Below are 15768 nucleotides of genomic sequence, written 5' to 3'. Positions count from 1 at the left end.
ACATGTTAAAAATTGCAGATAAAGTTTTTCAATCAAGATTGTTGTTAGGTACAGGGAAATTTCCGAATTTTGAGATTCAAAAGGAAGCGGTAGAAGCATCTGGAGCAGAGATTTTAACTTTTGCGGTCAGAAGAATGAATATTTATGAACCATCCCAACCGAACTTTTTAGAAATGTTGGATCTTTCCAAATACACGCTTTTACCGAATACGGCAGGAGCCAAAACAGCGGAAGAAGCAGTGAGAATTGCGAAACTCGCAAAAGCTTCAGGGTTATGTGACATGGTGAAAGTCGAAGTCATTGGGGATGATAAAACTCTTCTCCCTGATCCTATTGAAACATTAAGAGCATCAGAAATGTTATTAGAAGAAGGATTTATTGTCCTTCCTTACACTTCTGATGATGTAGTGTTAGCGAAGAAGCTGGAGGAATTGGGAGTTCATGCTATCATGCCAGGAGCTTCTCCTATTGGTTCTGGACAGGGTATTATCAATCCATTAAATCTTTCATTAATCATTGAACAGGCAAATATTCCTGTCATTGTCGATGCAGGAATTGGTTCCCCAGCAGATTGTGCGATTGCAATGGAGTTAGGTGCAGATGGCATTTTATTAAATTCAGCGGTGTCAGGTGCAAAAGATCCAGTTAAAATGGCAAAAGCAATGAAACTCGCTATTGAAGCTGGAAGACTTGGATATGAAGCAGGAAGAATTCCGAAAAAGCGCTATGCTGTTGCCTCCAGTCCAACAGAAGGGATTCTTTCATAATGGAGCGATATTCGCGACAAATTTTGTTTTCTCCGATTGGTGAGGAGGGACAGAAAAAATTACTGAAAGGCCATGTACTCATTGTTGGTGCAGGGGCACTAGGTTGCGCGAATGCTGAGATGTTAGCTCGAGCTGGCATCGGTAAAATCACTATCATTGACCGGGATTACGTCGACTTGACGAATCTCGGTCGTCAACAACTTTATACGGAAGAAGATGCAAAAAATAAAATTCCGAAAGCTGTTGCTGCACAAAAACATCTACAAACAATCAATTCAACCATTCAAATTGAAGGGATTGTTGGGGATTTTTCAATTGAATTAGAAGAGATGGTAAAAGATGTGGACCTCATCATTGATGGAACAGATAATTTTGAAACGAGATTTTTCATCAATGATGTTGCCATGAAACACGGCATACCATGGATTCACGGTGCGGTTGTAAGAAGTTATGGTATGAGCGTTTCGATCGTGCCAAAACAAACACCGTGTTATAATTGTTTGCTTCAAGTGATTCCATCCGATGGTATGACTTGTGATACCGTTGGAGTCATTAGTCCAGCGGTGCAAATCGTTGCATCTTATCAAACAGCGGAAAGCCTGAAATACTTAGTGAGTGGAGAGGTGTCTAAACAACTGGTTTCCTTTGATGTTTGGAAAAGGGAGCATTCAATTATTGACGTTTCTTCTTTAAAAAGAGAGGATTGTCCTTCATGTGGGAATAATCCCACACATCCTTACTTAACATTAGAAACAGGTTTGAAAACAGCAGTGTTGTGTGGCAGAAATACGGTGCAAATCAGACCGCACCAAAAACAACAAATTTCATTGGATCATATCTCAAAAAGACTCCAACCGCTTGTTCAAAATTTAAAAGCGAATCCTTACTTAATTTCGTTCCAAGCAGAAGATGTTCAAATCGTTCTCTTTCAAGATGGCCGGGCATTAATTCATGGAACGAGAGAAGAAGAAAAGGCTAAAAGAATTTATCATCGATATGTGGGAGCATAAAAGTGCTGAAAGTTGCTTGTCATTGGGAAAAACACGGACACCTGTTAACTATGAGCGAAGTAGAAGTGGTATCAAAATATATTATTATAGAAGAAAGCGGGGAAGGTTCTCCGCTTATTTTTTTCAATAAATTAAAAAGCCCTCCTGATCGGAGAGCTCTTTTACAAACATTGTTAAGGTAATGTTTTTAGTGCAAGCCGCCTTGCCGTAATATTATAGAAAGTTTTAAAACCACGACTCCACCAAGTGGGTGTTCGCAGAAGATTTCCTGTATATCGTCATTCACCGTAGTGTGACGCTCGCCATTCCACCTTCGATCTAAAACTCCCTTTTTCAGTTCAAAGGTTAAAACTTAATATTCAACGTACAACGCAGCTTTAATGTAATAGTAATTGAATATGTAGCCTCGTGCAAGTAAGTATCTTTTAATAAAAAAGTCAAATATTTAATATAAAAAAGTAACGGATATTAGAGATAGAATTGGATACAAAATAAAAGCCTCACTATAGCAGAATCCTTACTCTTGAGGCTTTATTTTGTTCAATATTTCATTTGTTAAATCGGCGATATTAATTTGCGTATCTTCTTTCATGACATCCTTTAAAATTTCATTTCGGAAATAATTGACACTTACTTTTAAAGGCATTTGAAGAAGATTTGTTAATGCTTGTTGATACATAATAATAAATTCTTTATCCGTATTACCTCGCTTCAGTTCAGCGAATGATTCATAAAATTGATCAAGCTTATCCGCAAATTCAAGAAGTCTGCCTTCTAACGTACCATCTTTTCCCTCTTTCATTCGCTCGAAGAAAACTTCTTGAAATTCAGGTGGAATCTCTTCTTTGATGAATTTTTCCATCATTTTTTCTTCCACGTGAGCAAGCATTTGTTTTAACTCTTCGCTTGCATGTTTTACCGGTGTTTTAATGTCACCAATAAATACTTCTGCAAAGTCGTGGTTGATTGTTTTTTCGTAAAGGGATTTCCAATTGACTTTTGCCCCATTCATTTCTTCAAGCGTTCCGAAAAACAATGCGTATTGAGCTACTTTCCAAGAATGGGCAGCAACATTGTGTTCTTCAAATTTAAAGCGCCCTGGAGCTCGAAAAATACGTTCTAAATCATTTAAACTAGTAAAAAATTTATGGATACCGATTGTAAACACTCCTAACAACCATGATTATGAAAAACCTGTGTGTTAATCATACATCAAAGTTTATCCAATAAGAGGCGATTATTAAACATTTAACATAAAAGTAAAATAGTTTAATAAAATGCCAAAATGATTTGTCATTGAATTTATAAATTAAGTATTTGAAATACATGTTATAGTAGATGTAGGTAATATAGAATGGATGTGAAAGAAATTGATGCATACTATTTTTTTATTCATTCATATTTTAAGCGCAATCATTTCAATAGGTCCGTTAGTTACATTGATTCCTTTAACAAAGAAAATGGAAGCTGCGGATGAGATAGAAATGATTGGATTTGTACAGTCTTTTCGAATAGCCATTACTGTTGTCAAGCATGCTGGTCATGTTCTTGTACTTTCTGGTGCGATTCTTATTATCGTTAGTGGATGGAAATGGACTGATTCATGGATTGTTTTAACGATAGCCATAATGTTAATATCCATTGTTTTCTTAGCAAGTGCTTTCAAGCCCACATTAAAAACCTTTGGGACGAGTCATTATAAGAAAGAAGAATTTATCGAGAAATTACGAAAAGCAACATGGAAATATATCATATTATTGCTGATTATGTTATGGTTGATGGTTGATAAACCAATGCTATGGTGAGTCATCTTATGTTGTTAGAAAGGTTGTAATATTATTCATATGATAAATGGTTCGAAATGCTACTTTTTGTTTTTTTAAAGATTCCAAGGTGTTTGTAAATAAAATACGAAGGGCCTGACCAAAGTGCAAACTTTTTGGTCAGGCTCAAATACTTATGATAAATAATTTTATTTGCTCCTAAATAGTCACATCAAACACGCCTCTTCGCCGCAATTTATTTGAGATGAAAGTGTCATCGTTAATAGAAAATTGTCGCCTTAAATGACTTATCAGGCGCCTGCTTTTCCATTATATTGACACGTCAATAACATTTCCTTTATACGGATGGTTTATTTGATGCTGTGCTTGATTTGATTTTTCCAACATCTCAATGACACCGGATGATCCTAAATTTAAGGATTTGTCTAGAATGCTTAATTGTAGAGTATGTTGGAGTGAGGCTAGTTGACTAGATATAATTGAATTGATATCCACGGAAATCCCTCCTTTCCATTAATATCGGAAAGTTTTTCGCCATTCCCATCTTTTTTGAATATTTATCCACTCCTTTGTCGAAACTTTTTTCGAGGGAGGGATGAGCATGAAAAACATCTTATTAAACAGTTTACCACTTAGCATATTACTTTTAGGCGGTTGCAGTTTTTTTGGAGCTGCGAATGAAGAGAATAACGAAACAATCCCCACGAATGCAAGAGAAGCTTTAGCTGCAACAGCAACCATGATTGATACAGAGGGTAATGAAATGGGGGTTGTTGAATTGACCGAATCATCAGAAGGTGTGAGAATCCATGTAAAATTGGAAAATGTACCGGAAGGAGAGCATGGTTTCCACATTCATGAAGTAGGAAAGTGTGAAAAACCGACTTTTGAATCTGCAGGAGCGCATTTCAATCCTAAAGGAAAAGAACATGGTTTTGACAATCCGAAGGGCTTCCATGCAGGAGATTTACCGAACATATCACCAGATGAAAATGGCTCTGTTGATATAGAATTTATTGCAAAAAATATTACCTTAGAAAAAGGAAAGGAAAATTCCTTATTTGATGAAGACGGAAGCTCTGTTATTTTACATGAAGCTCCTGACGATTATAAAACGGATCCATCCGGAAATTCTGGTTCGCGAATTGCTTGTGGTGTAGTAGAGTCAAATTAACCAAAAAATCAGGATGTTTGCTCATTTTTAAGCGACATCCTAAATTTTTTTATTATTATATTTATTTTGTTAAATATAATAAATCAGATATTAAAAAATTTGAAAAAAAGGCTTGTATTATAACACTTTTGTGGTGTCAAACCCATTTTTTTGATATAAAAAATTCTATTATAATAAAATAATTATCTGCTTAATACGCTATTATTCTATAAAAATATTTGACATAAGTAATTTTCAATAGTTACAATTGTACTGTGTTAAAACACCTATTATGTAATACAAAGAGGAGGGAACTGATTTGAAAAACAAAAAGTTTCTATTTTTATCAGTAATTAGCATCATGTTACTCATGTTGTTGGCTGCATGTGGTGGCAAAGAAGACACTTCTAACACAAATGAAGGTTCAACAAAAGGGGATAACAAAGAAACAACATCTGATATTAAATTCTTAAGCATGGTAACGGGTGGTACACAAGGTACTTACTATGCTTTAGGTGGTACATTTGCTGAATTAATCTCAAATGAAACGGGTATTAAAACAACTGCTGAAGTTTCACAAGCATCTGCTGCAAACGTAAATGCTTTAAAAGCAGGCGATGCTGAAATCGCTTTCGTACAAACAGATATTGCATATTATGCTAAAAATGGTCTATTAATGTTTGAAGGCGAGCCAATGGAAGATTTAGTAGCTATCGGTGCTCTATATCCTGAAACTGTTCACCTAGTAACAACAGCGAAATCAGGTATTAAATCTTTTGAAGATTTAAAAGGTAAAAAAGTTTCTGTCGGTGCTCCAGGTTCTGGTACTTACGCAAACGCTGAACAATTATTAGAAATTCATGGTTTAACAATGAAAGACATCCAAGCGCAAAACTTAGACTTTGGTGAATCAACTGATGGTTTACAAACAGGCCAAATTGATGCAGCGTTCATTACTGCTGGATATCCAACAGCTGCTGTAGAAGCTTTAAGTGCACAAGCTGACGTAGTGGTTGTTCCAGTAGATTCTGAAAAAGCAAAAGCATTAATTGAAAAATATCCATATTACACAGAAGATGTAATCCCAGCAGGAAATTATGGTTTAGCTGAAGATGTTCCTACTGTATCTGTACTTGCAATGCTTGCTGTGAAGAAAGATTTACCAGAAAATGTAGCGTACGGAATTGCAAAAGCAATCTATGGCAATACTGATAAAATTGGACATGCTAAAGGTGCATTCATTAAGAAAGAAACTGCTCTAAATGGTATTGGAATTGAAGTGCACCCAGGTGCTCAAAAATACTTTGACGAATAATTATTGATCGTTGCAAAGTGAAGGGCTTGAAGGCTAGTGCTTCTTCAGGCCCTTTGTATATGGAGAGATAATATGAAAAAATTTGCAATTATCATAATCGTCATCATCGCAATTTTCGCAGTTCTTTTTTTCCTTCCTTTTTTTTCTGTTATTTCCTTCACGGAAACAAAAACGAATGAACCGCAAATGTATTACATAGATGTAGGTAAAGATACATTATTTCAAATTCGTTTTACCCATTCCATTCACCTTACGGATGTACTAGAAACATATGAAATAATAGACAATAAAATCAAAATGATACTGATGGAGTATGAAGATGTGGCAATTGGTATGCCAGCTTCTGCAGAAGAAGGGCAAACATTAATATATGAAGATGGGAAGTATAAACTTTATTCAAATAATTTTATAGAAAACTTTGTCCTTTATGTCGGAGATGTCAATAGGGATTTATTTTTTTATTACGAGGATAAGGAATATGATTTAAAAAAATTTCTTCAGCGGGGAAGTTCCTATATCGTTGAAGTGAAAAAAATCTCTCTTTATGACAAGATGAAAGGAGTGCGAATAGCTCATGGCTACTGATAAACAACTAGAAGTTCTAACAGAAGAACAGCAACAAGAAATTTTAGAGAAGTATGACACCGAATCTAATGTTCGACGTTTAGGTGGAGTAATGAAATGGATTGTGTTTGGTCTACTACTTGCCTTTTCATTATTCCAATTGTATACGGCTATATTTGGTCAATTTACAGCTTATATACAACGTAGCATTCACTTAGGATTCGGGTTAACAGTTATTTTTCTTTTATTCCCTGCACGAAAAAAGGCATCTAAAACGAAAATTCCATTTTACGACTATTTATTAGCGATCATTGCAGCAATTTCAGGGATGTATTGGACGCTTAACTATCAACGACTTGTAACAAGCTTAGGGAAAATCGACCAAATGGATTTTATCGTTGGTACGATAGTTATTCTATTAGTGCTAGAGGCTGCGAGAAGAGCGGTTGGTTTACCGATTACAATTATAGCGTCACTATTCTTGGTATATGCGTTCTTTGGCCCTTACATGCCAGACTTCTTGGCTCACCGTGGTCAATCGCTTGAACAAATCGTAAACTTAATGTATTTCTCAACAGACGGTATTTTAGGTACTCCTATTAGTGTATCTGCCACTTATATTTTTGCCTTTCTATTATTTGGTGCTTTTTTAGTAAAAACAGGAGTTGGATCTTACTTCAACGATTTAGCTATTACAATTGCAGGGAAATTGATTGGTGGACCTGCAAAAGTAGCTGTCTTCTCCTCTGCATTACAAGGAACAATTTCAGGAAGTTCCGTTGCCAATGTTGTAACATCAGGTTCATATACAATACCATTGATGAAAAAATTGGGATATAAAAAGGAATTTGCAGGTGCGGTAGAGGCAGCAGCCTCAACAGGTGGTCAATTAATGCCGCCGATTATGGGGGCAGCAGCATTCTTAATGGTTGAATTTATTGGACGCGGTATCACTTACTGGGAAATTGCGAAAGCGGCCATTATTCCAGCCATTTTATACTTCTCAGGAATTTGGATTATGACTCACTTTGAGGCGAAAAAAATGGGGCTTCGTGGGTTGACGGATGAAGAAATTCCTAATCGAAAAGAAATTTTCAAAAAACTATATTTATTAATTCCGATTCTATTAATTATCGTATTAATGATGACTGGAATTCCTGTAATTCATGCAGCGTTATACGGTATTCTATCTTGTATTATTATTGGGTTTATTAACAAAGAAGTTGAATTTGGTGTGAAAGATATTATTGAAGCGCTTGTTGATGGAGCTAGAACAGCATTAGCCGTAGTTGCGGCAACTGCTTGTGCGGGTATTATTGTAGGAGTCGTTGTAAAAACGGGTCTTGGTTTAAGTTTAGCAAACAGCTTAGTAAAACTAGCTGGTGGAAGCATTTTATTAACATTGTTCTTTGTTATGATTGCTTCATTAATTTTAGGTATGGGTGCCCCTACAACAGCCAACTACGTTATTACTTCAACGATTGCGGCACCAGCGATTGTAGCATTACTTGCACCAGACGTTCCACAAGCTGCAGTACCTCTTGTTGTGATGTTATCTGCACACTTCTTCGTATTCTACTTCGGTATTATTGCGGATATTACGCCTCCGGTTGCTCTAGCAGCATTTGCGGCATCGGGTATATCGGGTGGAGACCCAATTAAAACGGGTGTGAATTCGGCAAAACTAGCTATTGCAGCCTTTATTATTCCGTATATGATTGTTTTCTCTCCAGCATTATTAATGATTGATGTAACATTTTTAGAGGTTATTTGGGTTGTATTCACAGCTATGATGGGTATGATAGCAATTGGTGCAGGAGTAATTGGATATTGGTATCGTAAGATTAATTGGATAGAACGAATCATTGTGATTTTAGCGGGTCTTGCGATGATTTATCCAGAATCTATGTCAGATTTAATTGGATTAATCGTATTCGGCATCATGTTTGCGATTCAACTATTCACAAAAAATAAAGGTAATAACACTAAATTAGATGCATCGATCAACTAATGATTTTAATCCGTCTCGATAAGAGACGGATATTTTTTTGTAAAAAATCTAATCTATTAATAGAAAATGATAGATTGAACCGAATTCATGGGATACATGGAATAATTTTCGCACGAAAAACTCTAATGATTATTTTATGATGGAAGTAATTGTTTTTGTGTAGGCAAAAGCAATTAATAAATATTACTACATTATGTATAATAGAGTAAGCAATAAAATAGAGGTGCGAAAATATGGGTCAAGTGAAAACATATGAAGAAGTCGTCTTTAGTTGGTTTGAGCTTTTTCATAACTGTCCAGAAGTCAGTTGGAAAGAGTATCAAACTACTAATAAAATCGCATCAATTTTGGATGAATTAAAGGTACCATATAAACGGTTTAACGATATGACTGGACTTGTTGCTGAAATTGGTCAAGGGGATGAAGTAATCGCAGTAAGAGCTGATATTGACGCCCTTTGGCAAGAAGTAGATGGTGTCATGAAAGCCAATCATTCTTGTGGACATGATGCGAATATATCAATGGTATTAGGTGCATTGCTAAGAATTAAAGACCTTCCTTTAAAGAAGCGAGTGCGGTTTATTTTCCAACCAGCTGAAGAAGTAGGCGGTGGAGCGATTGAAATGGTGAAGAGGGGAATAATCGATGATGTATCCTATCTATTTGGTATTCATTTAAGACCTATCGATGAGTTGCCTTTTGGTAAAGTATCTCCTGCGATTCACCATGGTGCCGCACTATTTTTACAAGGTGAGATCAGAGGTGTGGATGCACACGGTGCAAGGCCATATCAAGGGAAAAATGCTATCGATATCATTGTAGCGATTCAACAAATGTTGAAAAATATTTATTTAAACCCTTTTGAAGTGCATAGTGTGAAGTTAACGAAAGTGGTGGCTGATGGTGGAAGCGTTAATATCATTCCAGGGAACGCTACCTTCTCTATCGATATTCGAGCTCAAAAAAATAGAGTGTTAGATGCATTGCAATTACATGTAGAAAACGGACTTCGAAATATTAGCAAAATGTTTGATACAGAAATTGTTTGGGATTGGTATGATAAAACGCCTGGTGCTGAAGTATCCGAAGAAGCGAAGAAAATTGCGGAAAAAGCGATTATGGATACTGTTGGAGAGGGCTTCTTAGCAGAGCCGGTGCACACGCCAGGTAGTGACGATTTTCATTTTTACACTGTGTCGAAACCGGAGTTGAAAGCGACAATGATTGGTATCGGTGCAGATTTACAGCCAGGCCTTCATCATCCGCACATGACTTTCAATAAAGATGCGTTAATTATCGGAGCAAAAGTGTTGGCTAAAACTTTGTTTAATGCAACACAATATAAATAAATGTTGTTAGAAGGAAGTTGACTTTGATGAATATTAAGAGCATAGAAATTTTTGCAGTGGAATTCCCACTGATAAAACCCTTTATTGTTAGTTACGGTACGTATCCAACGATGCCATCGATTATCGTAAAACTTACAACGGATGAGGGATTCGTTGGATGGGGAGAAAGTGTACCGGATGAACACGTAACAGGTGAGACGTTTGAATCCACGTTTCATGTGTTAAAACATTCGTTAGCACCTGCGATGATTAATGAAACGCCTTTTCATTTTGAAAAAATTCATGACAAAATGAATCGCATATTAAAAGGCGCACCGAGTGCAAAGGCGGCAATCGATATTGCATGTTTTGACGTTGTGGGAAGAAAACTTGGAGTACCTATCTATCAACTCATTGGAGGAAGATTTCATAAAAAATTTCCAATTACTCACGTATTAAGCATTGATGAGCCTGATAAAATGGCAGATGAGGCAGAAGAGAAAGTAAAAGAAGGCTATCGATCTTTTAAGATGAAAGTTGGCAGAGATGTAGAAAGTGATGTAGAAAGAATTAAAGCTGTAAGACAACGGGTTGGAGAACAAATTGCCATTCGCATTGATGTAAACCAAGGATGGGTGAATAGCGCAAATACTTTAAAAGCATTGCGATATTTGGAATCCATGGGCATCGATTGGATTGAACAGCCAGTGGTTGCAGATGATATTGAGGCAATGGTTGAAATTAAATCAAAATCCAACATACCTCTTATGATTGATGAAGGCCTTTGCAATGTTCGTGATATGAGGGAAATTATTGCAAAAAAAGCTGCAGATAAAGTGAACATTAAGCTAATGAAATGCGGAGGAATTTATCCTGCGGTGAAACTAGCGACAATGGCGGAAATGGCCGGAATTGAATGTCAAATTGGTTCGATGGTGGAGTCATCCATTGGATCGGCTGCTGGTTTTCATGTAGCCTTTTCGAAAAAAATTATTACGAGTGTGGAATTAACGGGGCCACTTAAATTTAAAACGGATATTGGGGATTTAAAGGAAAGTTATAAAATTCCATTTATTGAGTTGAATGAAAAAGCAGGTTTAGGTGTAAAAATTGATGAAGAGGTTTTATCTCAATTAACAACAGATTCTTGCATTATTGAATAAAGGTGGAAGACATGTCTGAAGTGTTAGAACAAGGTGTTTTAGGGGATATTCCCTATTATGTCAGAAGATTAACGGTAGAGGATTTACAACGGATTTTAGATCTCCAACAAGAAGTTGTTAAAGCACTGCCAAATCAAGAAACGTTAGAGCCTCTTTCTGCGGAGGAATTTTTATTTATTCTAAAGGGCAATGGATTGATGATTGGAATTTTTAATCATGATCGTCTCATTGCTTTTCGTGCGCTCTTAATCCCAATTGTAGATGATCAGAGTCTGGGAAGAGATATTGGATTGACGGATGAAGCAGATTTGAAAAGAATATTATATCAAGAAATTTCAAATGTGCATCCTGATTTCCGTGGATATGGATTACAAAAAAAGATGGCAACGATTATCATGAACCAAATTGATACATCGAAATTCGATTATGTGCTAGCGACAGTCATGCCTTATAATATCCCAAGCATAAAAGATAAATTTCATCAAGGAATGCATATTGCTGCATTGAAGGAAAAGTACGGCCGGAAATTGCGATACATTTTCGTGAAATATTTGCACAAACACTTGCAATTGAGAGATGAATCGGTGTTTATTTCAATGGGAGATATTGAAGGTCAACAGAACCTATTACATAATGGATATGTTGGAGTTGCATACAAAAAACAAGACGATGATTGGTTTATTGAATATAAGAAAGTTTCAAACGAGGGCTTGGAATAGACCAAGCCTTTTTAATTTTCATCATTTCTAGTATAAGGGTGAAAAGGATATCCAAACTAAGTGAAAAAAGGAAGATGGATATGGAATTTCACGAGTTTGGGAATCTCCGAAACCCGAAGTTACTATTAATCCACGGAATGGCCGTTACTTGGGAAAGTTTTCATCCACTCATTGATGAATTATCAAAGCATTATTATTTAATTATTCCTTCTCTGGATGGACATAATGGAGATTCGTCATCTCATTTTGAATGTATTGATCAAGAAACAGAACAAATTGAAAATTATATATTAAGTCGATATACGGATTATGTACATGGGGCATACGGTTTTTCGATGGGTGGAACCATTTTATTAAAGTTGTTAGCGAATCAAAAAATACAAATATCAAAAGTAATTTTAGATGCAGCCTACTATCTTCCTTTAGGGATTTATTCGAAAACGGCAGCGATGATTTTATCAAAAATCCTTTTAGACTTACGAAATAATCAATTACATCCTAAAATGCGCTCGTTATTAAGTTATTACGATGTGGATGTTGAAAGCTTAAAGAAGGCTTTATATCCTCAAATTTCTCTCAAAAGTATTGAAAATTGCTTTCTAGAGTTATTCAAATTTTCATTACAACAATCCCTTCGGAACTCAACAGAAATGTATTATTGGTACGGCAGTAATGAAATCATCCCTGCAAAATCCATTAAATACTTAAAACAAGTTATACCTAACATAAAAGAAAAGGTTTTGAAGGATTTAGGGCATGGGGAATTTATTACAAAGTATTCAACTGAAGCGGTGAAAGAGATGAGAACAATATATGGGTGAGTATTTATAAAAAGGAAAAAACAACAAAGTGTTGAAACTTGTTGTTTTTTCTTTGGAATCTATTTTTTTGGTGTAGATTAATGGATATTTTTTTTCTTGAAATTGCCGCCACGAACTTCTGCAATATCATTGAAAGTAATAAATGCATTTGGATCTTTCTGTCTGACGATGGTTCTTAATTTACTTTCTTCCATTCGGTTGATGACGCAATAAACAATTTCAACTGGCTCGTTGGCATATCCACCAATCCCATTTAAATAAGTAACGCTACGACCTAATCGATTGATAATCGCTTCTCCGATTTCTCGGGAATTTTTGCTTATAATTGTAACGGATTTCGCATCTTCAAGACCATTTTCGATGATGCTAATAACTTTTGAAGCGATATAATAGGCGATTGCTGAAGAAAGAGCTCCTTCAACGCCAAATACAAAACCGACGAAAATGAAAATAAATACATTGATAACTAAAATGATTTCACCAGTTGAAAAAGGTACTTTTCTACTAATTAATACAGCAAGCATATCCGTACCGTCTAAGGCACCGCCGTTACGTAATGCTAGACCCATACCAATCCCGAGTAATATACCACCTGAAATCGTGACTAATAAAGAATCCTGATTAATAATAGTTGGGATATGATGCATGATAGTAGTAGCAAATGATAATGTACCGATACCAATAATGGAGTTAATTGCAAAAGTTTTTCCGATTAATTTATAACCTAAGTAAATAAATGGGATGTTTAAAATTGCTAAGAAAAGACCTAACGGAAGTGGGGTAAGCGTCGAGAGAATAATGGATATTCCGGTAATTCCACCATCAGATACGCTGTTTGGAATTAATACAGCTTCAAGACCATAGGCAGCAATAAATGCACCGATGATAATAAAGGTAATACTTACAATTCTATTCAATAAGGTAGGTTCATGACTTTCTTCATGCATATGTATAGGTTCCAATCCTTTCTCCTAAGAGTGCTTTTTAATTTTATCAAAATTTTGAAAGTCTTGCATCTACTAGCTCTAATAAATTTTTGATTAATTGAGAAGAAAATGTTATAAAAAAGAAAAAGATTTCCTATTTACTCTATCAAAGTAACTACCTTTGATAAGCAGGAAATCTCTTAACATTATTTTATTGGACAATAAGTGCAAGCGTTTAATTTAGGAATATCCTTTGTAAAGCAGCAACTTTTTCGCACTGGCGAATTGACGAGTTCCATCGGATTTTTTCCTTTTGTATATTCATAAAACCAAGATTTATTTGAAAAACGTTGCCATACTTTTGTATCTTCAAGTATTTCGATATCTTCAAAAGCTCGGTCTGCCAGCAGAGGATTTTGTAGCAATACATTATAATTCCACAACATATATCCGAAAATGTTCTCCCAAAGAGTAAGAGGGGAGATGGATGTTGTTTGGCGAAGTTGTACAATAATTTGATGGGCTTGATAAAGGATTTTTGAAATAACATATTGCCTTTCATTATCTTCTACATAGCGGAAGTCTGTAGGTGTAATGTATGTTCCGAGCGTATCCATACCATATTCATGTACATGGAAGTAACGAACATCTTCTAATTTTCCGTCCCAAATTTCATCATAAGCAGTGAGAAAATAAAATTGGGTAGCAACGAATAATCCATAGCGACAGCTGAAATGGGATATAGCTGCAGCCTCTGTACTAGCTTGGGTAATTTCCATCATGAGCTTTAGAAAATCCTTTAGAAAAAATTCTTTATGTATATTTTCCAATGTAAATAAAGGATTTTTCGGCTCTTCTGTAACAATACTATAGGAATTTAAGAAAGTAAGTTGTTCATATGTTAAAACGGGCATCGTATCACCTCTATGTTATTTCACTGTGTTTAACATAACATGTTTTTGCTGATTTTGTTTGGAGATGATATAGAAGGGGAAAGCCAAACGTCATTGGAGAAGTTTGGCTTTTTCTGATAGGTCTGATTTTTTTCCTATAATCGCTGTGTGATAGCTATGAAGTAGCATGCCTACGATAATAACCGCAAGACCGAAAAGTGCAATTGGATCTGGTAGAGGAACTCCAAGTATTATCATTTCTCCGATAATGACAAATACGACTTCCATCGATTGAGTGGCTTCAACTGCAGCAAGTTTTCCTTGATGATTTCGCACACGGTCTGTGGCAATAAAGAACAACGTCGTGGCGATTACACCGGAACTAACAGCGACAATTAAGGATTGTATGACTTGGTTCATGGAAGGGAGCCCCACTGTACAAATCGCAATAACAGCTAAAATAAACCAAGCTGGCAGCGATGCAATGGTCATACCAAGCACACGTTCAAACGTATCGATTCGACTGCCGCATAACTCCATCATTTTTCGATTACCAAGCGGATAACTAAAGGCAGCGATGACTACCGGAATCATTCCAAGCAGTAAGTGATTGAAAGTTACCTCTTTTCCTTGTGGTATTTGAATAAGCATAATACCGACTAGAATAATGCATGAAATGAATAAGGAAGTGAGCGGTATTTTTTGACGTATGATTTTGTTATCTACGACGGTTACAAATAACGGTGCAAGAATTACACCGGCAACAATCGTAAACTGCCACGTTCCCGACACAAGCCAACCAGGTCCATAAGCTGCTGCAAAGGTGAGTGGTGCGTAAAAAAGAACAAAGCCCACGAAACTCCAGAGCAACCATTTTGAAGTATTTTCTCTCATTTCTCTACGTAAATTTTCAAAACCAGTTCGGTAAGAAACAATGGCAATAAGGAAGGGAAGCATAAAGAAAAATCTTAGTGAAGAACTCCACAGCCAACTTCCTCCACTTAACTCCATGGACCGATTTAAAATAAAAGTAACCGCAAAAAATAAGGCTGCAAATATGCCAAGAGTGATTTCTTTCATTTTATTAATACCTACTTTCTTAGATCGAAAAATTCTATACTACAAATATATTAACAGAATATTCAAACATGAAAATAAAAAACTTACGAAGCAAAATGCTTCGTAAGTTCAGCTTGTAGACAAAGTCCCTAACTAGGGGCCAAATCTACAGGCTTTTTTGTATAATAGGGATAGAATTCTTGGTTAACGGGGGAAATTTAGGATGTTATCGAAGCGTACTGACAATAATCGAAA

The 15768-nt window shown here is 35.9% G+C and carries 16 protein-coding genes and 1 other RNA gene; 11 read left to right on the top strand and 6 right to left on the bottom strand.

Annotation, left to right across the window (positions count from 1 at the left end):
* The first annotated feature begins 2 nt into the window (after positions 1 to 2).
* A complete protein-coding gene (locus HF990_RS12170) occupies positions 3 to 767 on the top strand; it encodes a thiazole synthase (RefSeq protein ID WP_016837637.1) in 765 nt (254 codons plus the stop codon).
* Positions 764 to 1777 (top strand): ThiF family adenylyltransferase, encoded by a 1014-nt coding sequence (locus tag HF990_RS12165; RefSeq protein ID WP_026019016.1) that lies wholly within the window; start codon positions 764 to 766, stop codon positions 1775 to 1777. The genes HF990_RS12170 and HF990_RS12165 overlap by 4 nt, the downstream gene beginning before the upstream one ends.
* Before the next feature lie 190 nt (positions 1778 to 1967).
* Here the strand turns inward: HF990_RS12165 and ssrS are convergent.
* Positions 1968 to 2158: non-coding RNA, 6S RNA (gene ssrS / locus HF990_RS12160), on the bottom strand.
* Between the two features lie 136 nt (positions 2159 to 2294).
* Positions 2295 to 2936 (bottom strand): YfbR-like 5'-deoxynucleotidase, encoded by a 642-nt coding sequence (locus HF990_RS12155; protein WP_096552362.1) that lies wholly within the window; start codon positions 2934 to 2936, stop codon positions 2295 to 2297.
* Positions 2937 to 3150: 214 nt separating this feature from the next.
* Between HF990_RS12155 and HF990_RS12150 the strand changes: the two genes are divergently transcribed.
* A complete protein-coding gene (locus HF990_RS12150; protein WP_096552360.1) occupies positions 3151 to 3582 on the top strand; it encodes a hypothetical protein in 432 nt (143 codons plus the stop codon).
* Positions 3583 to 3870: 288 nt separating this feature from the next.
* On the opposite strand, the gene HF990_RS12145 is transcribed toward HF990_RS12150, so the two are convergent.
* The gene (locus HF990_RS12145) at positions 3871 to 4056 is read right to left on the bottom strand and encodes a polyribonucleotide nucleotidyltransferase (RefSeq protein WP_168412693.1); all 186 of its coding nucleotides are present in this window, start codon (positions 4054 to 4056) and stop codon (positions 3871 to 3873) included.
* Positions 4057 to 4162: 106 nt separating this feature from the next.
* Between HF990_RS12145 and HF990_RS12140 the strand changes: the two genes are divergently transcribed.
* The 8 genes from HF990_RS12140 to HF990_RS12105 all read left to right on the top strand — a co-directional run bounded on the left by HF990_RS12140 (position 4163) and on the right by HF990_RS12105 (position 12635).
* Entirely contained in the window at positions 4163 to 4735 is a 573-nt protein-coding gene (locus tag HF990_RS12140) for a superoxide dismutase family protein (protein WP_016837642.1), read from the top strand.
* A 298-nt stretch (positions 4736 to 5033) separates the two neighbouring features.
* Positions 5034 to 6029: a TAXI family TRAP transporter solute-binding subunit gene (locus HF990_RS12135; RefSeq protein WP_168412692.1), complete on the top strand. Its 996-nt coding sequence runs from the start codon at positions 5034 to 5036 to the stop codon at positions 6027 to 6029.
* 72 nt (positions 6030 to 6101) lie between these two features.
* A complete protein-coding gene (locus tag HF990_RS12130; RefSeq protein ID WP_096549864.1) occupies positions 6102 to 6614 on the top strand; it encodes a DUF1850 domain-containing protein in 513 nt (170 codons plus the stop codon).
* Complete coding sequence (locus tag HF990_RS12125; RefSeq protein ID WP_168412691.1) at positions 6604 to 8604, top strand: TRAP transporter permease; 2001 nt, start codon at positions 6604 to 6606, stop codon at positions 8602 to 8604. The genes HF990_RS12130 and HF990_RS12125 overlap by 11 nt, the downstream gene beginning before the upstream one ends.
* Before the next feature lie 233 nt (positions 8605 to 8837).
* Positions 8838 to 9953, top strand: a complete 1116-nt coding sequence (locus HF990_RS12120; protein WP_096549862.1) for an amidohydrolase — start codon at positions 8838 to 8840, stop codon at positions 9951 to 9953.
* Positions 9954 to 9979: 26 nt separating this feature from the next.
* A complete protein-coding gene (locus tag HF990_RS12115) occupies positions 9980 to 11095 on the top strand; it encodes a mandelate racemase/muconate lactonizing enzyme family protein (protein ID WP_096549861.1) in 1116 nt (371 codons plus the stop codon).
* Between the two features lie 11 nt (positions 11096 to 11106).
* Positions 11107 to 11814, top strand: coding sequence for a GNAT family N-acetyltransferase (locus HF990_RS12110; protein WP_184656249.1), 708 nt, complete (start codon positions 11107 to 11109; stop codon positions 11812 to 11814).
* Positions 11815 to 11894: 80 nt separating this feature from the next.
* Entirely contained in the window at positions 11895 to 12635 is a 741-nt protein-coding gene (locus HF990_RS12105) for an alpha/beta fold hydrolase (protein WP_168412690.1), read from the top strand.
* 77 nt (positions 12636 to 12712) lie between these two features.
* Here the strand turns inward: HF990_RS12105 and HF990_RS12100 are convergent, their stop codons facing one another.
* The 3 genes from HF990_RS12100 to HF990_RS12090 form a co-directional block, all read right to left on the bottom strand.
* Complete coding sequence (locus tag HF990_RS12100; RefSeq protein ID WP_168412698.1) at positions 12713 to 13582, bottom strand: YitT family protein; 870 nt, start codon at positions 13580 to 13582, stop codon at positions 12713 to 12715.
* 185 nt (positions 13583 to 13767) lie between these two features.
* Positions 13768 to 14475, bottom strand: coding sequence for a Fe-S oxidoreductase (locus HF990_RS12095; protein WP_168412689.1), 708 nt, complete (start codon positions 14473 to 14475; stop codon positions 13768 to 13770).
* Between the two features lie 90 nt (positions 14476 to 14565).
* Complete coding sequence (locus HF990_RS12090; RefSeq protein WP_096549857.1) at positions 14566 to 15534, bottom strand: DMT family transporter; 969 nt, start codon at positions 15532 to 15534, stop codon at positions 14566 to 14568.
* Between the last annotated feature and the right edge of the window lie 234 nt (positions 15535 to 15768).

Origin of the sequence: Ureibacillus thermosphaericus (assembly GCF_012396605.1) — a bacterium.
Lineage (GTDB): Bacteria > Bacillota > Bacilli > Bacillales_A > Planococcaceae > Ureibacillus > Ureibacillus thermosphaericus.
The sequence above is the reverse complement of the archived record's forward strand: the minus strand, read 5'-3'. Positions and strand labels throughout refer to the sequence as shown.